This is a genomic window from Bifidobacterium kimbladii, assembly GCF_032193675.1.
GTDB lineage: Bacteria > Actinomycetota > Actinomycetes > Actinomycetales > Bifidobacteriaceae > Bombiscardovia > Bombiscardovia kimbladii.
In genome coordinates this window covers 105,767-124,077 of sequence record NZ_JASTZZ010000002.1, presented here as the reverse complement: position 1 = coordinate 124,077, position 18,311 = coordinate 105,767, and the positions used below count along the sequence as shown (strand labels likewise).

Below are 18,311 nucleotides of genomic sequence, written 5' to 3'. Positions count from 1 at the left end.
CTGTTCTTAATACCTGTGCGCGAGATGGGACTCGAACCCACACGTCCGAAGACACAGGAACCTAAATCCTGCGCGGCTACCATTACGCCACTCGCGCGTACGACATACCCTGCCGTTGAAAGGGCAGCTGGTGAAAGAGCCACTTGACAGAATCGAACTGTCGACCTTCTCATTACGAGTGAGACGCTCTGCCAACTGAGCTAAAGTGGCCTTCGCCTCCCGTCCGGACCTGCCGGAAGAAGACAACATGTCACATCATACTGGATGCGCGCGATAAAAACGCCTTGCACTTCGGGCCGAGGGTGTACAAGCTTCTTGACACAATGGAAGGCATGGATCTCAATGATTTCTATGCCGTCATTCCGGCCGGTGGCGTGGGCACCCGGCTCTGGCCATTGAGCCGCCAGGACCGGCCCAAGTTCCTCTATGATCTGTTGGGATCAGGCAGAACAATGATCCAGGGCACCTTTGACCGGCTGGCCGGCATCTGCGGGGCTGACCATGTGGTCGTCTCCACTGGCCAGCGGCATGTGGACCAGGTGCGTCAGCAGCTTCCGGATCTGGCTGAGGACGCGCTCTTCGCCGAGCCGGTTCCTCGCGATTCCACGGCGGCCATAGCCTTGGCGACTGCTGTACTGGCCCAGCGGCACGGCGGGGAAATCATCGTGGGCTCCTTTGCCGCCGACCACGTCATCCGAGACGACAAAGCATTCGCGGCCTCAGTGGAGCAGGCGGTGGCGGTGGCCCGGGCCGGTTATGTGACCACCATCGGCATCGCCGCCTCCCGTCCCTCCACCGCTTTCGGCTACATCCACCAAGGCCCCTCCCTGGCCGATCGTATTCCCGGGGCCCCTGATGCCCGCTTGGTCAGCGAATTCGTCGAGAAGCCGGATGCCTCTACGGCCCAGGCTTACCTGTCGACAGGGGAGTACCGGTGGAACGCCGGCATGTTCGTCATGCAGGCCCAAGTGCTTCTGGACTGCCTGCGTCGTTACAAGCCGGAGCTCCACGCCGCGGTCATGGCCATCGCCCAGGTCTGGGACCAGGGCGAGCAGGCCCGCAGCCAGGCCATGGAGGAGCACTGGCCGGGCATCGAGAAGATCGCCTTCGACTATGCCGTGGCCGAGCCCCTATCGGCGGCCGGCGGCGTGGCGGTTGTTCCAGGGGGCTTCGATTGGGATGACATCGGCGACTTCAATTCGGTGGCCGGCCTGCTGCCGTCCTCCAACAGGCGCAACATCAAGATTCTTGGGGATGCCGACCGGGTCATGTATCTGGATTCAGCAGGAGACATGGTCGTGCCAGGTTCGGAACGCACGGTCGCCCTTCTGGGTGTGGATGACATGATCGTCGTCGACACTCCCGATGCTCTCCTGGTGGCCCCCCGGGCCCGCAGTCAGGAAGTCAAGGACATGGTGGCCAAGTTGGCCCAGTACGGCTGTGACGACATACTTTGACAGCGATTCGGCTCAGTCAAGTAGATTGACTGATTTTGTTGTCTTCTGTCTGCTTTTGTGAGTAGTTTGGGTTACAGAACCGGGTGCTCGGTAGACCGGGCATCACCTCATGAAAGGACCCGAACAACCATGGCCATCAATCCTCCAGTGGACGCTACCAGCACCAAGGCCTGGGCGGCCTTGCACCAGCACTTCGACGACATGCAGCGCCAAGGGATCGATCTGCGCGCATGGTTCGCCAAGGACCCGCAGCGCACCGAAAAGCTCAGCTTCGAGCTGGGTGATCTCTATATTGATCTGTCCAAGAACCTGATTCAGCCCGAGACCCTGTCACTGCTGGCCCAGCTGGGCCGCGAGGTCGGCCTTGAGGAGCGGATCGAGGCCATGTTCAACGGCGAGCACATCAACAACACCGAGGACAGGGCCGTCCTGCACACGGCCCTGCGCCGTCCCGAGGAGGATCGCGGCCGGCTGATCGTGGACGGCCAGGATGTTGTCGGCGACGTCCGCGACACCCTCAAGCGCATCTATGCCTTTGCCGACCAGGTCCGCTCGGGCAGCTGGACCGGTCTGACCGGCAAGCGGATCACCACCGTGGTCAACATCGGCATCGGCGGCTCCGACCTTGGCCCGGTCATGGCTTACGAGGCCCTGAAGCCCTACGCGGATGCCGGCATCAGCGCCCGCTACATCTCCAACATCGACCCCAACGACCTGGCTGAGAAGACGCGCGATCTGGATCCGGAGACCACGCTCTTCATCATCGTCTCCAAGACCTTCACCACCCTGGAGACCCTGACCAACGCCCGCCAGGCCCGCGCCTGGCTTCTGAAGAGCCTGGGGGAGCGTGGCCTGCTGTCCAAGGATGGCGAGGACCTGTCGGCCGAGGCCATCCGTCGGCACTTCATCGCCGTTTCGACTGCCCTGGACAAGGTGCGCGACTTCGGCATCGATCCGGACAACGTCTTCGGCTTCTGGAACTGGGTCGGCGGCCGGTACTCGGTGGATTCCGCCGTGGGCACCTCCCTGGCCATCACCATCGGCCCCGAGCGTTTCGAGGAGTTCCTCAAGGGCTTCAACACTGTCGACCGCTACTTCCGCGCCACCCCCCTGGATCGAAACGTAGTTGCTCTGATGGGCCTGCTCAACGTCTGGTATGTCAACTTCTTCGGCGCCCACTCGCACGCCGTGCTGCCCTATGACCAGTATCTGCACCGCTTCCCGGCCTATCTGCAACAGCTGACCATGGAGTCCAACGGCAAGTCCGTGCGCTGGGACGGCACCCCGGTGACCAGCCTGACCGGCGAAATCTTCTGGGGGGAGCCCGGCACCAACGGTCAGCACGCCTTCTACCAGCTGATCCACCAGGGCACCCGTCTGATCCCCGCTGACTTCATCGCCTTCGCCAACACCCCCAACCCGGCCAAGGACGGCGACCAGGACGTGCATGAGCTCTTCCTGGCCAACTTCCTGGCCCAGACCAAGGCATTGGCCTTCGGCAAGACCGCCGACGAGGTCCGCGCTGAGGGCACTCCCGAGGCCATCGTCCCGGCCCGGGTCTTCACCGGCAACAGGCCCACCACCTCCATCTTCGGCGATGCGCTGACCCCGGCCGCCCTGGGTGAACTGATCGCCCTCTACGAGCACATCACGCTGACCGAGGGCACGGTCTGGGGCATTGATTCCTTCGACCAGTGGGGTGTTGAGCTGGGCAAGAAGCTGGCCCGCGAGATCACCCCGGCCATCTCCCGGGATGACCAGGCGCTGGCCGAGCAGGACCAGTCCACCAAGTCCCTGATCGCCTTCTACAGGGCCCACCGCCGCTGATGTCATGCCGGGCCCCAGCGGGTCCGGTTGGTGGTATATTATTGGACAGTTGTTTGCCGGAAGGGCAGCTGCCGCATGGGCTCCCTTCCTTTCAGGTCCAGCCGGATGCTCCGGCGGATCGGCACCCCCGACGGCAGACCGCCGGGTTCCGTCCAGGATCGCTTCCTTTGATGGTTGCGGTCCATGTCATGGGTCGATGTGCGGCGGCCATGGAGGAACAGCATGAACGCGATTCAGGAATTTGACGCCAGCCACATGAAGCCTGCGGAGCAGATCCCAGACTTCCGCCCCGGCGATACCGTCGAGGTCAACGTCAACATCACTGAGGGCAACAACTCCCGTATCCAGGCTTTCACGGGCGTGGTGATCGCTCGTCAGGGCTCTGGCGTGCGCGAGACCATCCTGGTGCGCAAGGTCAGCTTCGGCGTGGGCGTCGAGCGTCGCTTCCCTCTGCACTCCCCGCAGATTGACTCCATCAAGGTGCTGCGCCACGGCCGTGTCCGCCGCGCCAAGCTCTACTACCTGCGTGGTCTGTACGGCAAGGCCGCCCGCATTGTCGAGCGTCGCGACAACAAGGCCGAGTCCAACAAGTAGGCTCCAGCCAGGGCGACCCAGCCCAGGCCAGGCCGCTAACACCCGGGATGTAATGCTCCCGGGTTTTTCCATGCTTGGGTGTGTACGCTATGAGGCATGCGGAACCTTTTTGCGTGTGGGTTCCGGCGGATGACAAGGAGTGGATATGGCCTTTCGGGATGAGGAAGCGACCTCGTCGGGACTTTGGTACCCGGACGGCAGACAGGCCACCTCAGCCCCGGTGCCGCCCCGTCATGCCTTCGACCGCCCCGGTGGACGCGGCTCCACCAAGGGCAGCCACCCGCGTCTGGGCGAACGCGGTTTCCTGCCCGAGTTTCTGTTTGAGCTGGTTGCCCTCTTGGCCGTCGTTGCCGTCCTGCGCATATTTTTGTTCAGCATCTACGTCATCCCCTCCGGCTCCATGGAGAACACCCTTGGCATCGGGGACAGAATCCTGACCACTCACAGGCTGACCAGATCCATGGTGGCCCCTCGCCGTGGGGATGTGGTGGTCTTCACTGATCCTGCCAACTGGCTAGGCGAAGAGTCCACACCCAGCTTCCGTGGCAGTCATCTGGTCAAACGCCTGATCGGCATGCCCGGCGACACAGTGGCCTGCAAGGGTCATGGCGCCCCAGTCACTGTCAACGGCGTCGCCTTGGACGAGAGCTCCTACCTGCGTCCAGGAGTGGAGCCCAGCTCCTTTGCCTTCAAGGTCAAGGTGGACCCTGGGTATGTCTTCGTCATGGGTGACAACCGTTCCAACTCCGCCGACTCCCGTCTGCACAAGGACGACGGACACAATGGCCTGGTCCCCATGGACAACATCAAGGGCACTGCACTGCTGACCTATTACCCGGTGGGCAGCTGGAAGCTGCTCAACAACCAGCACAAGGTCTTCGACTCCGTGCCCGAGCCGACGCAGGACTGAACCGGCTATGAGGCGGATCCTGCCGACCCTGGCCGCTGAGGCTGCCTTGGCTGATCAGGGAGCCGAGTATGTGCTGGGGCTGGATGAGGTCGGCCGTGGAGCCCTGGCGGGTCCGGCCATGGTCGGTGTGGTGGCGGTCCGGTCCGCTGACCTGCATCATTTAAAGGTTCCTGACGGTGTGGCTGATTCCAAGATGCTGACCCCTGCGCGTCGGCTGGCCATGTACCGTGACCTGGAGGACTGGGCTGCCGGTTGGGCGGTGGGGGCCTGCTCCAATCATGAGATCGACCAGTGGGGCATCGTCCACGCCCTGGGCATCGCCGCCCTGCGCGCGCTGGCCGAATTGGAGCATGGGATGGACCTGGGGCCCGGCCGCCGTCTGGCTGCCATCCTTGACGGCCCCAATGACTACATCACCCCGGCCGCCGACAGCTTTGACGCCCCCGACCTCCCGGTTCTGCCCAAGGTTTCCACCCAAGTCAAGGGTGATGCCCACTGTGCCAGTGTGGCCTGCGCAGCAGTCATCGCCAAGGTCACCCGTGACCAGCTTATGGTCCGGTTGGCCGCCTCTGACCCTGCCCTGGCCCCCTACCAGTGGGAGCACAACAAGGGCTATGGGTCGCCTGCGCACCTGGAGGCCATTCGCCGTCTGGGACCCAGCCGTCTGCACCGGGTCAGCTGGCATTTGCCCTCGTCCGGTCCCGGCAGGGGCTAATATCGGAACGGTCGACACGGCTATCGTACGGCTATCGGAAGAAGGTCACATGCCCGCAGGCAGCGGGGGCAGGTCACGGTCCAAGCGCCCCTCCATGTTCGAGGTTGCCCGGCTGGCCGGGGTCTCCCACCAGACTGTGTCCAGGGTCATCAACAATTCCAAGGACGTTTCTCCGGCCACCCGGATCAGGGTTCAGCAGGCCATCAGGAAGCTGGGCTACCGACCCAGCAACTCTGCGCGGGCCCTGGCATCCAGCCGCAGCCGGACCATCGGACTGGTGGCCGGCGGTGTCAGTCTCTTTGGGCCTGTTTCGTCAATCACGGCCATCGAGACCGTGGCCCGTTCCCATGGTTTGTTCATGTCGGTCATGATGGTGGACGAGTCCGCCTGCACGCTTGCCGGATTCCAGGAACTCTGCGGCACCTTTCTGGAGCAGAATGTGGATGCCTTCATCTTTCTGACGCCGACCGACACCATGTTCCAGGCTGCCTGCCAGGTTGAGGTGAGCCAGCCCCGGGTCATCGTCACCTCCACGCATGGCATCACCAGCGTCGAAGAGGCCCTGAGTCGCCGACGGGGCGATGGGCAAATAGCCCTGACCGGAATCGACCAGTGGGGTGCCGTTCAGCGGTTGGCCCGACTGCTGGTCTCCCGGGGCCATAGGCGGGTGCTCTACATGGCCGGACCTGCGCAGTGGCGGGATGCAGCCACCCGGCTGGCCTCCTGGAAGGTGGCCTGCGCTCGCTGCCGCATACGAACAGCCGTGGTCCACGCCCGCAGCTGGGAGGCAGGGGAGTCCTACACGCTGATGAACCACCTGATCGATCAGCGGGGCATGAGCGGCACCTCCCTGCCCTCGGCCGTGGTCACCGCCAACGACAACCAGGCCGTGGGCGTGGCCCGGTCCCTGAAGGAGCATGGCATCCGCATTCCCAGTGACATCAGTCTGGTGGGCTTCGACGACGTACCTACGGTAGACAACATGTTTCCGCCGCTGGCCACGGTCCGTCCCCGCTTTGAGGATCTGGGGGTGGCCACCATGCGGCAGGTCCTGGCCCTGCTTCACCAGGGGCAGCCGGTGGACTTCCCGGTCACCCACCACGGTGTTGGACTGATCCAGGCGGATGTGATCCAGCGTCGGTCCCTGGGCTATGCAATCAAGCGCATCTGACCACTGTCGGACCGCATCCCGCGGGCTTGCCTGATGCTCTGGTCTCGGTTACAATCGTAACCAGACTATGTGAGCGTTAACATATCAGGCAAAGGAGCAGACATGGTTGTTGGCGAAGAAGGCGTCATCGTGAGTGAATTACAAGAGGGCTTGACCAGTCTGGGCATCGAATTCGGCTCCACCCGCATCAAGGCTGTGCTGATTGACCATGACTACCGGACGCTGGCCACCGGGGACGTCGAGTGGGAGAACCGGCTGGAGGACGGCCTATGGACCTACTCCATGGACCAGATTCATCAGGGTCTGCAGGCGGCCTATGCGGCCATGGCCGAGGATGTCCGTCGCCAGTACGGGGTGACGCTGACCAAGATCGGCGCCATGGGGATCTCGGCCATGATGCACGGCTACCTGGCCTTCGACAAGGATGATCAGCTGCTGGTGCCTTTCCGCACTTGGCGCAACACCAACACCCGCCAGGCCCACGAGGAGTTGTCGCAGGTCTTCAAGATCAATATTCCCGAGCGCTGGTCCATCGCCCACCTCTACCAGGCCATTTTGAACGGTGAAGAGCATGTGCCCAGGGTGGCCTACATCACCACGCTGGCCGGCTACATGCACTGGAGGCTCTCCGGTCGCAAGGTCATCGGCATCGGCGATGCTTCGGGCATGTTCCCCATCGACTCCTCCCGCAAGGAGTTCGACCAGGGTCTGCTGGACATCTTCTCCCGACTGCCCCAGGTCAAGGCCCAGCCCTGGGACATTCACGACCTGCTGCCTGAGCCGTTGACCGCCGGCAGCGATGCGGGCGCACTGACTGCAGAAGGCGCCGCCCTGTTGGATCCCAGTGGCCAGCTGCAGCCCGGCGTGCCCATGGCCCCACCCGAGGGCGACGCGGGAACCGGCATGGTGGCGACCAACGCGGTTCGTCCCCGCACCGGCAACGTGTCTGCAGGCACATCCATCTTCGCCATGGTGGTCCTGGAGCATCCCCTGCGTGACTTCCACCCCGAGGTGGATCCGGTCACCACGCCGGCTGGGGATCCTGCCGGCATGAGCCATGCCAACAACTTCACCTCGGATCTGAACGCCTGGGTGGGGCTGTTCGGTGACTTCGCCAAGGCCGCCGGTCTGGACCTGAAGGGGAATGCGCTCTACGCCACCCTGTTCAACCAGGCGCTCCAGGGAGACAAGGACGCCGGCGGGCTGATCAACTACTGCTTCTATTCCGGGGAGTTCCTGGCTGGCCTGGAGGAGGGCCGGCCGGTCTTTGCCCGTGGCCCCGAGGGGCGGATGACCCTGGCCAACTTCATGCGCGCCCAGCTCTTCTCGGCCTTCTCGCCGGTCACCATCGGCATGGATGTGATGACCCGCCAGGAGCATGTGGAGGTGGACACCATGGTGGGTCACGGCGGCATTTTCGCCACGCCCAAGGTAGCCCAGCGGATCCTGGCCGCCGCCTTCAATGCCCCCATCAAGGTCATGTCCACCGCTGTGGAGGGGGGCGCCTGGGGCATGGCCGTCCTGGCCGACTATCTGGGCCATGCCGACCAGACCCTGGCCGACTACCTGGATGCCAATGTCTTTGCGGGTGTCCAGTCCACAACAGAACAGCCGGACCCGGCTGATGTGAAGGGCTTCAGAGCCTTCTTCGACCGCTTCACCAAGGGGCTGCCCATCGAGCAGGCGGCCGTGAAGACCATCCCCCTGCAGGGATGAGACCGGGAGCTGAAAACGTCAAGCGGCCGGATCAGCGGGATCGGGCCGGGAAAAGGAGTTGCTGATGGTGTCCTTGGCTGATTATTCGCCCGAGGTGCGCGACGAGGTGAAACTGGTGCGCGAGCAGGTGGCCACCCTGCATGCGCAGCTGACCAGGTGGAATCTGGTGGTCTGGACGGCGGGCAACGTCTCGCAGCGTCTGCGCTCCGCCGATCTGATGGTTATCAAGCCCTCGGGGGTGCGCTATGAGCACCTGACCCCGGGATCCATGGTGGTCACCGATCTGGATGGCAATGTGGTTGACGGTGCCGAGGCTCCCTCTTCGGACACGCTGTCCCACGCCTATATATACCGGCACATGCCCGAGGTCTACGGCGTGGTCCACACCCATTCCACCTATGCCACCGCCTGGGCGGCCACCGGCAGGGACATTCCCTGCGTGCTGACCATGATGGGCGACGAGTTCGGCGGCCCCGTGCCTGTGGGGCCCTTCGAGCTGATCGGCTCCGAGGCCATCGGCAAGGGCGTGGTCGACACCCTCAAGGATCATCCGGGCTGCCCAGCTGTGCTCATGCGCAACCATGGGCCATTCACTGTGGGAGCCGATGCCGAGGCCGCCGTCAAGGCGGCGGCCATGACCGAGGAGGTGGCCCACACGGTCTGGGCAGCCGAGCAGATCGGCACGCCCAAGCCCATCGATCCGGCCGACATAGCCAAGCTCAACGATAGGTACCAGCACGTCTACGGCCAGCACTGAGCTGGAAAGCATAAGCAAAGGAGCAGGAAGTATGAGCATGAAAAATCCCTTCGAGGGCAAGGAACTCTGGTTCGCCGTTGGTTCGCAGGACCTCTACGGCGAGGAGACCCTGCGCCAGGTGGGCGTCCAGGCTGCGGACATCGCCAAGTCCCTCAATGATTCGGGTCGGATCCCGGTCAAGCTGGTTCTGAAGCCCACGCTGAAGGATTCGGATTCCATCCTGAACTTCATGGTCGATGCCTCGTCGAACCCGGCCTGCATCGGGGTGGTGGCCTGGATGCACACCTTCAGCCCGGCCAAGATGTGGATCAGGGGTCTGGAGAAGCTGCGCAAGCCGCTGCTGCAGCTGAACACCCAGCATCATGTGGAGATCCCCTGGGACACCATCGACATGGACTTCATGAACCTGAACCAGTCGGCCCATGGCGACCGTGAGTTCGGCTACATCCTGACCAGGCTGGGAATCCCGCGCAAGATCGTGGTCGGCCACTACACCGACCCCGAGGTTGCCGACAAGATCGGTGTCTGGGCGCGCGCCTGCGCCGGCTGGGATGCCGCCAACAACATGAAGGTCTGCCGCTGGGGCGACAACATGCGCGACGTCGCCGTCACGGAGGGTGACAAGACCGAGGCCGAGCGGGTCTTCGGCGTCTCTGTCAACACCTGGCCGGTCAACGAGCTGGTGGAGCATGTGAATGCTGTCACCGACGACCAGGTCAAGGATCTGATCGAGGACTACAAGCGCAGCTATGAGGTGGCTCCCGAACTTCTGGACTCCCGGTACGACTCCCTGGTGGTGGCCGCCCGCGAGGAGCTCGGCATGCGGGCCATGATGGAAGAGGTGGGCGCTACCGCCGCCGTGGATAACTTCCAGGACCTGGGGGGCCTTCGTCAGTTGCCCGGCGTGGGAGCCCAGCGGTTGATGGCCGACGGGTACGGATTCTCGGCAGAGGGCGACTGGAAGACCTCGGTTCTGATCCGGATCGGCAACGTCATGGGCTACGGTCTCAAAGGCGGCTGCTCCCTCATGGAGGACTATTCCTATAACTTCGTGCCCGGCCATGAGGAGATCATGGGCGCCCACATGCTGGAGGTCTCGCCCACGCTGCTGACCGAGGGACGGCCCCGCCTGGAGATCCACCCCCTGTCCATCGGCGACAGGGAAGACCCAGTGCGTCTGGTCTTCACGGCCACTCCCTGCACTGATGCCGTGGTCGTCTCCCTGGCGGATGTACGCGAACGCTTCCGTCTGGTTATGAACGTGGTGGATGTGGTCGAGCCCGGCGGGTCCCTGGCCAAGCTGCCTGTGGCACGTGCCCTCTGGAAGCCCCGGCCCTCGCTCAAGGTCTCGGCTGAGTGCTGGCTGCGCGCCGGCGCGGCCCACCATACCTGCATGACCACCACCGTGGGTCGCGAGGCCTGGGAGGACTTCGCCCGGATGGCCGGCGTGGAGCTCGCCGTCATCGACGAGAACACCGAGCCGCGCCGTTTTGAGGCCGATCTGCGTGCAGCCGAGCTCTACCATCGGCTGGACAACCGGCACTGATCGCCTGTCTTAGGACAGATTGCAAGGCCCTGCCACAACACACGTGGTGGGGCCTTTGACATTCGGCTTGTCGGTTTGCGTTGTCCCTACTTTGTCGGTACAGTGATGATTAGGCAATGGGAACAGTGGCATGTCCCAAAGTTGACATATTGCCCACCCCCCTGAGTCGGGGAAGTGATCGGTTGGGGAGGCGAAGATGTGCCTGGCCATCCTGTGCCTATTAACAAAGAAGGGAATGCGTGCATGCACATGCAACGAGATAATGAAGGGATAAGGCTCCCTAAGCTTTTAGGCTTGGCGGTTGCCGGAGCGACGCTCCTGGCGGGCATGGTCGTTTTGCCAGCCACCCAGGCTTCGGCCGCTACTGACTATGGATTTGCTGCTGAAGATGACTTCGTAGCAGGCGCTCTGGATACCACCAAGGTGCCTCAGTTAACGGTCACCAAGTATCTGTCATTGGATAACGGCTATGCACCTACCGGTTCAGCCAATGATGTCGTTGAGCTAAACAAAAATAAGGATCTGACACCCGCTAAGGGCATCCTGTTCAATGTTAAGGAAGTCCAGCCAACAGAAGGCAAGAGTTTAGCTGATATTGATGCAAATGACGATAAGACTTACGTTGTTAAGCCGGGTAGTACGCTATTTGCTGGTGTGACTGACGGCCATGGTGTTATTGACACGTGGTACCAAGGCAATTCAGACGGTTCTATAAGTACTGATCCTAACACTGGGAAAGTGACTAATACAGTAGCGTCTTTCCCCACAGGCCCCAATCATTACTATATTCTGTCTGAGAACCAGGATCTTTCTCCTGCTTTCCTCGACACCAACCCGAACAAGCTTGACAAGACGAAGTATAAGGCTGCGGCAAACTCATTCTTCGGTCTGCCTTATGCAACTAACGGGACGGATAAAAACCAGACCCGCGGTTTTATCTATCACCTGCACCTGTATCCAAAGAATATCAATCAACAATCTTTCGCCAAGACTGTGCAAAGTGTGGCAGGTTCTGACAATACACCCAAGAACCAAACCATAGCGAAAGCAGGTGACACGATCACCTACAAGCTGTCTCAGAAGATCTACAATGAAGGTAATGCTTCAGCTCCTAAGGATGGAAAGCTTGACGTCAAGGAATTGGCGGGTAACAGCGCCGATGTACTGCTTGCCGATCGTATGTCTAGCTCGCTGAAGGGCGATGAAGGAAGTATCAGTGTCGTCGTTCGTGGTAGCGATGGTACATCACAAGCATTGGTGAAGGATACTGACTACACTCAGGATACATCAACTAATAAGAACCCCTCTCGGCTGAACGATACAAGTAAGAAAATGTTTGGCGATGCGCCTTCGGATGATGTGACTTACTGGGTATTCAACTTCTTTACCGCTAGTGGCGTTTCAAAAGTAAAGAACATTACAACCTCAGTGATGGAGCTTGAAGTCACCTACAAGGCAACGGTCACGGGCAATGGTGATTCTACAGGTACCGGTGGTGTTGTCAACGATGCGGCATCTGACTTCAGTGACAATAAGAACACCAACGGCGATGCACAGGATCCTTTGCCATCTCATACAAACGTTACCAATGCCGTGGTAGCTTTTGGTTCTGTGCAGAGCGAGCATGAGAATCCACAATATGGAGCTCTGCCCGGTACGGAATATCGTCTGGTCAAGAATGCCGATTCGATAGATAAATATCTGGGTTCGGACGGTAACTTCTATGCGGAAGATAGCGTCCCTGACGGTGTTCAGCTTTACAAGGCCACTGCCAACAACAAAGGTCTGGTTGTCTTCTCGGGATTGCCTATCTTCGAAACTCCTGCAAAGGCAACTGACAAGACGGTTCAAAATACAAGCTGGATGGTGGTTGAAACTAAGACACCAAAGAACTGGCGTAACCCAGGCGTCCCCTTCGGAACCATAACTTATGGGGATGTCGGCTTGACTGAGGAAGCCATTGTTCAGAAGTACGGCAACAATGCTACTTTGCAGCCAGACTACTCGAAGCTGAACTTCGGTAAGTTTGACGCGGCAGCAAGTGCTGTGCCTGCTGATACCCAGATGAAGTTCAACAATGTGTTAATCTCCAAGTATCTGGCCCACTACAAGACTACTGATGGAGATTCGCCTCTGGCCCTGCCTCTGACTGGTGGTCGTGGCATCCTGCTGCTGCTGGTTGTCGGTGCCCTGATCATGGGTGGTGCCCTCTACGCCCGCAATCGGCGCAATAACGCCGCCCGGGCCTGATGATCACGGTCACATCAAGAATCATGTGAGGTGACCCGATGGCGGACGGTTCCTCCGTGAATCGTCCGCCATTTTAATACGGAACGTTGAACTTCTGCGGTCCGCACATGTCGGGATGCTGGTCTGGTTTTGGATCAGCAGAACTGACGCAACCACGTCGTCGAAAGGCGGCCTTGGAAGGGAAGGTTTATGAAGGGAATTGCCTTGCCGAAATGCCTCACCCACCGGGTCCTGCCCTGTCTGATCGCGGCCTTGGCCTGCTTAGGCCTCACCGCTTTCGATATGACGCCGGCGGCAGAGGCGAAGACGGTCAACCCGACCCTGACGGTGCAACTCAAGAGAGGGCATTCAGGTCAAGGTGGTCAGAACGACATCCTGCCGAGTGCTCCTGTATCTGCTGGAGCAGGATATGTCTTTCGTGCCCTGAGGCTGGATGCCGGTACTCTGAAGAGCCGGGTGGAGGCACTAGACCACAATCCTGGCGCTGATAAGGCACAAGCGGCCATCAGTAATGAGGTGGCAGCCAACCCAGATGCTTTCAAGGACAAGACACAACCCGCTGAATACTACGGTGTCTCTGATCAAGAAGGCACCATAACAAACGCATCCGAAGCGAAATCGCAAGGTGTTTGGCTTACAGGAGCCCAGCTCGATTCAGATGTACCCAGTCTGACAGGCGGAAGTCCTGCTGTTTTCGACGGTGACTATTTCCACGCCTCGTACTGGCTGGTCACTCTGGTGGCCACACCCAAGAATGCAAAGGTAAAAGCCGACCCAGTGGTCGTGCAGTTGCCGCTTTACCGCGAACAGGGTGAAGTCCATCCGCTTTATGATGTGACTATAAGCCCCAAGCTTGTGGACGTGCCTCAGGTCGTGCCAGTAGTGCGACCAGGACCAGGCAAGCTTGCCGCTACCGGCGTATCCATGGTAGCGCCTGGCATTCTGCTTATGATCTTGGCCATGATGGGCCTCTACTTGGCGGTTGTCGCCCATTCCTGGAACAGGGATGAACACTAGGTATTTTCGTGCCCATGTCGGTGTGATGCCATCAAAAGGCATTGTAGGCATCTGTGAGGATGCGTAAGGACCGGCGGTATCATATAGGTGCCGCCGGTTCTTGTATGTCAAAAGCTATCAACTGGACTATTTGAAGTGCAGCACGAGGAAGGCTATAGATGGACCAGAATACTGACTCCGCTACTATGAGCCCAGTTCATGCCATCGGCAACGGTGATGTTGCCTATGAGTCCATTCCGACTGAATCGTCCTCGTCTGACGAGCCTGCTGAGCAAGTGAACATGCCGCCTACCTATGCTCCTAGTTCCGATCTGCCGCCTTCCTATCCGCCGTCGGCAACCCCTGAGGATCGCGGAGCTTCGAAATCGGATGATGCAGATGCTATTGCAGCTCCTGTGTCTGTCCCAGGTCAAGCTACAACGTCGGCTCCAATAATTGTCGTTTCAGGCAATCATGCTCAGGACGCAGGCCAACAAGGCGACGTTGGTCAGGCAGCTGCGACTGCATCCAAACAGGCCAAGAACGGTGGCAAGGCTGGCAAGTCAGGGCGGGGATTCGGCCTCCTGGAGACCTTGGCCTTCCTGATTGGTCTGGCAATCTTCCTATACCCGCTGTTGGCGGCCTATGTGAACTATTCCAAGGATTCCTCCGCAGTCGACAACTACGATCAGATCGTGGATGCACTCTCGCCTGCGCAGCGCAGAGCCATGTGGCGTGATGCCAAGAAGTACGACGAGGAATTAGGCAAACCTACGCTGAGGGACCCCTTCAAGTACAAGGAAGTTAAGGAACCACTGGGCCGCTACTACAAAATCCTCAATGTAGATGGCAAGGGCATGATGGCCTATGTCGAAATTCCCAAGATCAACGTCAAGTTGCCCGTGCGGCACGGCACCAGCGATGCTGTGCTCAAGGATGGCACGGGGCACATCGCCACGACCCACGTGCCTACCGACAACAGAACCATCCACTCCGTCATTACGGGGCACACCGGCGAAGTCGGCTACATGCTGTTCGACAACCTGACCCAGCTGCGCAAGGGTGATGTCTTCCAGATACGTGTCCTCAAACGGCATATGAGCTACAAGGTGGACCAGATTAAGATCATCTTGCCTACCGATGTCAGTGCACTGCAGCCAATCCAGAATTCCAACTATGTGACCCTGCTGACCTGCTATCCCTATGGCGTCAACTCCCACCGACTGATAGTGCGTGGTCACTATATCGGCGATGACGTGCCTCCCACCCAACCTGAAGGGGCGCCCATTTACATGGTCTGGGTGCTTCTGGCCCTGTTTTTGGCCTGCCTGGTGGGTTGGTACCTGCTTTCACGTCGCAGGCGCAACTGCCGTCATGAGTTGGAGAAGATGGAGCATCTGGAATCTCGGGCGACAGGACCTGGGACTATGGGGGAGCCGCTGGCCACGATCATGGTCAGCCATGAGCAGGAGACCCGTTCAGAAGCCACCCGCCGTCGCCGGTTGATCAAAACCAGGCGAATCTGCAGCGCCTTCATGTGGCTGTTGGCTGTGCTCGGCCTGTTCTTCGCCTGGGGCACGGTCGGCATGATGATGAAGATCAGCCTGTTGCCCGTATTCGACCTTGGCTACCATTGGTTCGATACCCACGTGCTGTACTTCTTCAGCATCAGCAAATTCTAAGCCGGTGCATGAGCGGGCAGGTTTGACCACATGTGCCTGTTCTGTTGTAACCGGGCTTTTGTCCGGCTCTAGAATGGAGCGAGCATGGCCCGGCAGACAGCTGGGCCGCATCCTGGGAAGGTGTGGACCATGACAGCAGTTCCTGACATCCAATTGTCTGACGGCAATCGCATTCCGCAGGTGGGCCTGGGCGTGCTCAGGATCGACGATGATCAAACCGCTGGAGTAGTGCAATCCGCCTTGGAACTGGGTTATCGCCACATCGATACGGCAGCGGGCTACCGCAATGAAGGAGGCGTGGGCCGTGGCCTCAAAGCCTTCGGTTGCCAGAGCGGACCTGAGCGTGCCAACCTGTGGCTGACCACCAAGCTGCGTGATTCCGAACAAGGTTATGACAGCGCTCTACGGGCCTTCGACCGCCAGCTGGCTCTGCTGGGAACCGACTATGTCGACATGTATATGATCCATTGGCCCACGCCGTTCGATTGGCGGGCCGACCAGGTTTGGCGTGCATTCCATCGGCTGCGCGATGAGGGGCGGGTGCGGACCCTGGGGGTCTGCAACTTCCTGCCAGAGCATCTGGAGAGGTTACACAGGGAGACGGGGGAGTACCCTGCCGTGGATCAGATCGAGCTGCACCCCAGCTGGCAGCAGCGCACGGTAACGGCCTTCTGCAAGGAGCATGGCATCGCCGTCCAGGCATACTCGCCATTGGCACGCGGCGCAGATCTGACAGCCGGAGGCGGAAGGCTGGAGCAAATCGCCCAGGCCCACGGGGTCACGCTGGCCCAGGTGGTGCTGCGCTGGCACATCGAGAACGGGACCATCATCATCCCCAAGTCCGTCCACCGGGAAAGGCAGGCGGAGAACCTGGATCTGTTCGGCTTCAGCCTGACCCCTGAGGAGCATGCCGCCATCGATGCCATGGACTCCCCGGTGCGTGCAGGACACGACCCGATGACCTACGCCTACGCCTGACCGCTATGATGGATGATTCATGCAAGCAGTCGACATAGGAGGTATCGGCGGTAGATGACCGGTCCGAGACGCAGAAGATATCGGTATCGAGGCCGCAGCCGGTATGGTTCTGTCTGGCGCAATCCCGCACCGGCCCGCTTCCGTCGTGAATCGCTCACGGAACGGGTGCTGATCCTTCTGGTGGTGGCTGTGGTCCTGGGCATCACCATCGGCCTGATATTGCCAAGGGTCAACGGTGGAGTCGGACGGTTGACCGGCCGATATACGGCAACCGGCGATGCGGCCCAGACCCTGCAGAGTCTGACAGTGGACGATCATTCCCGCCCTGGCCGCCAGTACCGGCGTGAGTCCTTCGGCTTCAAGGAGACCGATGAGGACGGCAACGGCTGCAATGTGCGCGAGGATGTGTTGACCCGCGACCTGACTGACCTGCGTACCACTACTCCCGGCGGGTGCAAGGTGGCCAGCGGTCGTCTGCAGGATCCCTATACCGGGCGAACCATCGAATTCGTCAGAGGGCCGAAAACCAGCTCGGCCGTGCAGATCGACCACGTGGTCGCTCTGGAGAATGCCTGGCGGTCAGGAGCCAGCAAGTGGGACACGGCCCGCCGCTATCGGTTTGGCAACGACCCCTACAATCTGCTTGCTGTGGACGGCCCGGCCAACCAGGCCAAGGGGAGCGCCTCGGCCGACTACTGGCTGCCCGAGAACAAGGACTATCAGTGCTCGTATGTGGCCCGTCAGATAGGAGTCAAGGACAAGTACTCCCTGAGTGTCACCAGCTCGGAAAAACAGGCCATGCTGGCCGTTCTGCACACCTGCCCGGGCCAGCCCCTCCCGCAGGATCGCTGATCGCAGGCCTTGGCTGACAGACGGAATTGATTGCCATGTAAGGGTCTATTCGCGTAGGTGCTTGATAGCCTGACTTTCTGCACTGAACTGGACCTCTTAAGGTGTGATAGCATTGTTGCAGTTTGATACACAGTTGTATCAACAGCATAGATTTCGATTTGATCAGGGTCTATGGCCGCAACCATCAGCAACAGAGAGGTTGGCTATGAATGAGTATATTGGCGCGGATATAGCGGGAAACGGAAACCGTATTCGGGCTCATACGCTGGCAAGGCACAGATTGGCCGTTCTTCTTATCGCTCTAGCGATGATTATGGGCTTGTCCTTTGGAGCGCCAAAGGCGGTTGCTGCTCAAGGAGCAGGGCAAAAGTCCGATTCTGCAGGCGGAAGCGGGCTGATCGTCAATGACCGTTTTTGGAATGACGTCGATGGTAATCCAATGTATATGCAGGGCGGAGGGATTTTCGATTTCCCGGATCCTGCTACGGGGAAGGTTTCTCATTTTTGGTATGGTGTTCACTTTTCCCAGGCCGAAGCTTATCGCCAGGACCCAACCCATGCGCTCACTGGCAATGATTTCATCTCTGTGGATGTCTACAAATCCGCGAATCTGACCGATTGGAGATATCAAGGCGTGGCGTTGGACAGGGCGCAGGCTGATGCATTCTCCAGTGACTTCGGTGGCCGTCGTGCGGGTTGGGTGTGCAGAATGGGAGTTGCTTATGTCCCCGAGTTGCACACTTATGCCATGCTTATCCAACATGAAATGCCAACGGATGCAACGGGTCGCAATTTCGACAAAAAGGTGATGATCGCTACAGCCGATTCGCCTGCTGGACCGTTCAAAGCCTAGAGGCGTA

The 18,311-nt window shown here is 60.1% G+C and carries 15 protein-coding genes and 2 tRNA genes; 15 read left to right on the top strand and 2 right to left on the bottom strand.

The annotated features are described in order from the left end of the window. Window positions 1-16: 16 nt before the first annotated feature. Window positions 17-97, bottom strand: a tRNA-Leu gene (locus QRX41_RS03840). Between the two features lie 40 nt (window positions 98-137). Continuing rightward, window positions 138-210: transfer RNA gene (locus QRX41_RS03835), tRNA-Thr, on the bottom strand. 122 nt (window positions 211-332) lie between these two features. Between QRX41_RS03835 and QRX41_RS03830 the strand changes: the two genes are divergently transcribed. The 15 genes from QRX41_RS03830 (at window position 333) to QRX41_RS03760 (ending at window position 18,304) form a co-directional block, all read left to right on the top strand. Next, the gene (locus QRX41_RS03830; protein WP_313838822.1) at window positions 333-1,457 is read left to right on the top strand and encodes a mannose-1-phosphate guanylyltransferase; all 1,125 of its coding nucleotides are present in this window, start codon (window positions 333-335) and stop codon (window positions 1,455-1,457) included. A gap of 129 nt (window positions 1,458-1,586) precedes the next feature. Continuing rightward, entirely contained in the window at window positions 1,587-3,284 is a 1,698-nt protein-coding gene (pgi, locus tag QRX41_RS03825) for a glucose-6-phosphate isomerase (protein WP_024627418.1), read from the top strand. Between the two features lie 222 nt (window positions 3,285-3,506). Next, the gene (gene rplS, locus QRX41_RS03820) at window positions 3,507-3,878 is read left to right on the top strand and encodes a 50S ribosomal protein L19 (RefSeq protein ID WP_313838820.1); all 372 of its coding nucleotides are present in this window, start codon (window positions 3,507-3,509) and stop codon (window positions 3,876-3,878) included. A 145-nt stretch (window positions 3,879-4,023) separates the two neighbouring features. Continuing rightward, entirely contained in the window at window positions 4,024-4,788 is a 765-nt protein-coding gene (lepB, locus tag QRX41_RS03815; protein WP_052692699.1) for a signal peptidase I, read from the top strand. 7 nt (window positions 4,789-4,795) lie between these two features. Further along, window positions 4,796-5,503 carry a ribonuclease HII gene (locus QRX41_RS03810; protein WP_313838818.1) on the top strand — a complete coding sequence of 236 codons (708 nt, stop codon included), beginning with the start codon at window positions 4,796-4,798 and terminating at the stop codon, window positions 5,501-5,503. Between the two features lie 49 nt (window positions 5,504-5,552). Next, window positions 5,553-6,674, top strand: coding sequence for a LacI family DNA-binding transcriptional regulator (locus tag QRX41_RS03805; protein WP_313838816.1), 1,122 nt, complete (start codon window positions 5,553-5,555; stop codon window positions 6,672-6,674). A gap of 102 nt (window positions 6,675-6,776) precedes the next feature. After that, complete coding sequence (locus QRX41_RS03800; protein WP_313838815.1) at window positions 6,777-8,390, top strand: xylulokinase; 1,614 nt, start codon at window positions 6,777-6,779, stop codon at window positions 8,388-8,390. A 64-nt stretch (window positions 8,391-8,454) separates the two neighbouring features. Then, a complete protein-coding gene (locus QRX41_RS03795; protein ID WP_045923976.1) occupies window positions 8,455-9,147 on the top strand; it encodes an L-ribulose-5-phosphate 4-epimerase in 693 nt (230 codons plus the stop codon). Window positions 9,148-9,178: 31 nt separating this feature from the next. Beyond that, entirely contained in the window at window positions 9,179-10,693 is a 1,515-nt protein-coding gene (gene araA / locus QRX41_RS03790) for an L-arabinose isomerase (protein WP_198200998.1), read from the top strand. 243 nt (window positions 10,694-10,936) lie between these two features. Next, window positions 10,937-12,943 carry an LPXTG cell wall anchor domain-containing protein gene (locus QRX41_RS03785; protein WP_313838812.1) on the top strand — a complete coding sequence of 669 codons (2,007 nt, stop codon included), beginning with the start codon at window positions 10,937-10,939 and terminating at the stop codon, window positions 12,941-12,943. A 189-nt stretch (window positions 12,944-13,132) separates the two neighbouring features. Then, on the top strand, window positions 13,133-13,960 hold the full coding sequence (locus QRX41_RS03780) for a hypothetical protein (protein WP_313838811.1): 828 nt from the start codon (window positions 13,133-13,135) through the stop codon (window positions 13,958-13,960). A 158-nt stretch (window positions 13,961-14,118) separates the two neighbouring features. After that, on the top strand, window positions 14,119-15,621 hold the full coding sequence (locus tag QRX41_RS03775) for a class C sortase (RefSeq protein ID WP_313838810.1): 1,503 nt from the start codon (window positions 14,119-14,121) through the stop codon (window positions 15,619-15,621). A 129-nt stretch (window positions 15,622-15,750) separates the two neighbouring features. Further along, window positions 15,751-16,599, top strand: coding sequence for an aldo/keto reductase (locus QRX41_RS03770; protein WP_313838809.1), 849 nt, complete (start codon window positions 15,751-15,753; stop codon window positions 16,597-16,599). 54 nt (window positions 16,600-16,653) lie between these two features. Next, window positions 16,654-17,451 carry an HNH endonuclease family protein gene (locus QRX41_RS03765; protein ID WP_229132586.1) on the top strand — a complete coding sequence of 266 codons (798 nt, stop codon included), beginning with the start codon at window positions 16,654-16,656 and terminating at the stop codon, window positions 17,449-17,451. A 112-nt stretch (window positions 17,452-17,563) separates the two neighbouring features. Continuing rightward, window positions 17,564-18,304 carry a glycoside hydrolase family protein gene (locus QRX41_RS03760; protein WP_313838807.1) on the top strand — a complete coding sequence of 247 codons (741 nt, stop codon included), beginning with the start codon at window positions 17,564-17,566 and terminating at the stop codon, window positions 18,302-18,304. Window positions 18,305-18,311 lie beyond the last annotated feature (7 nt).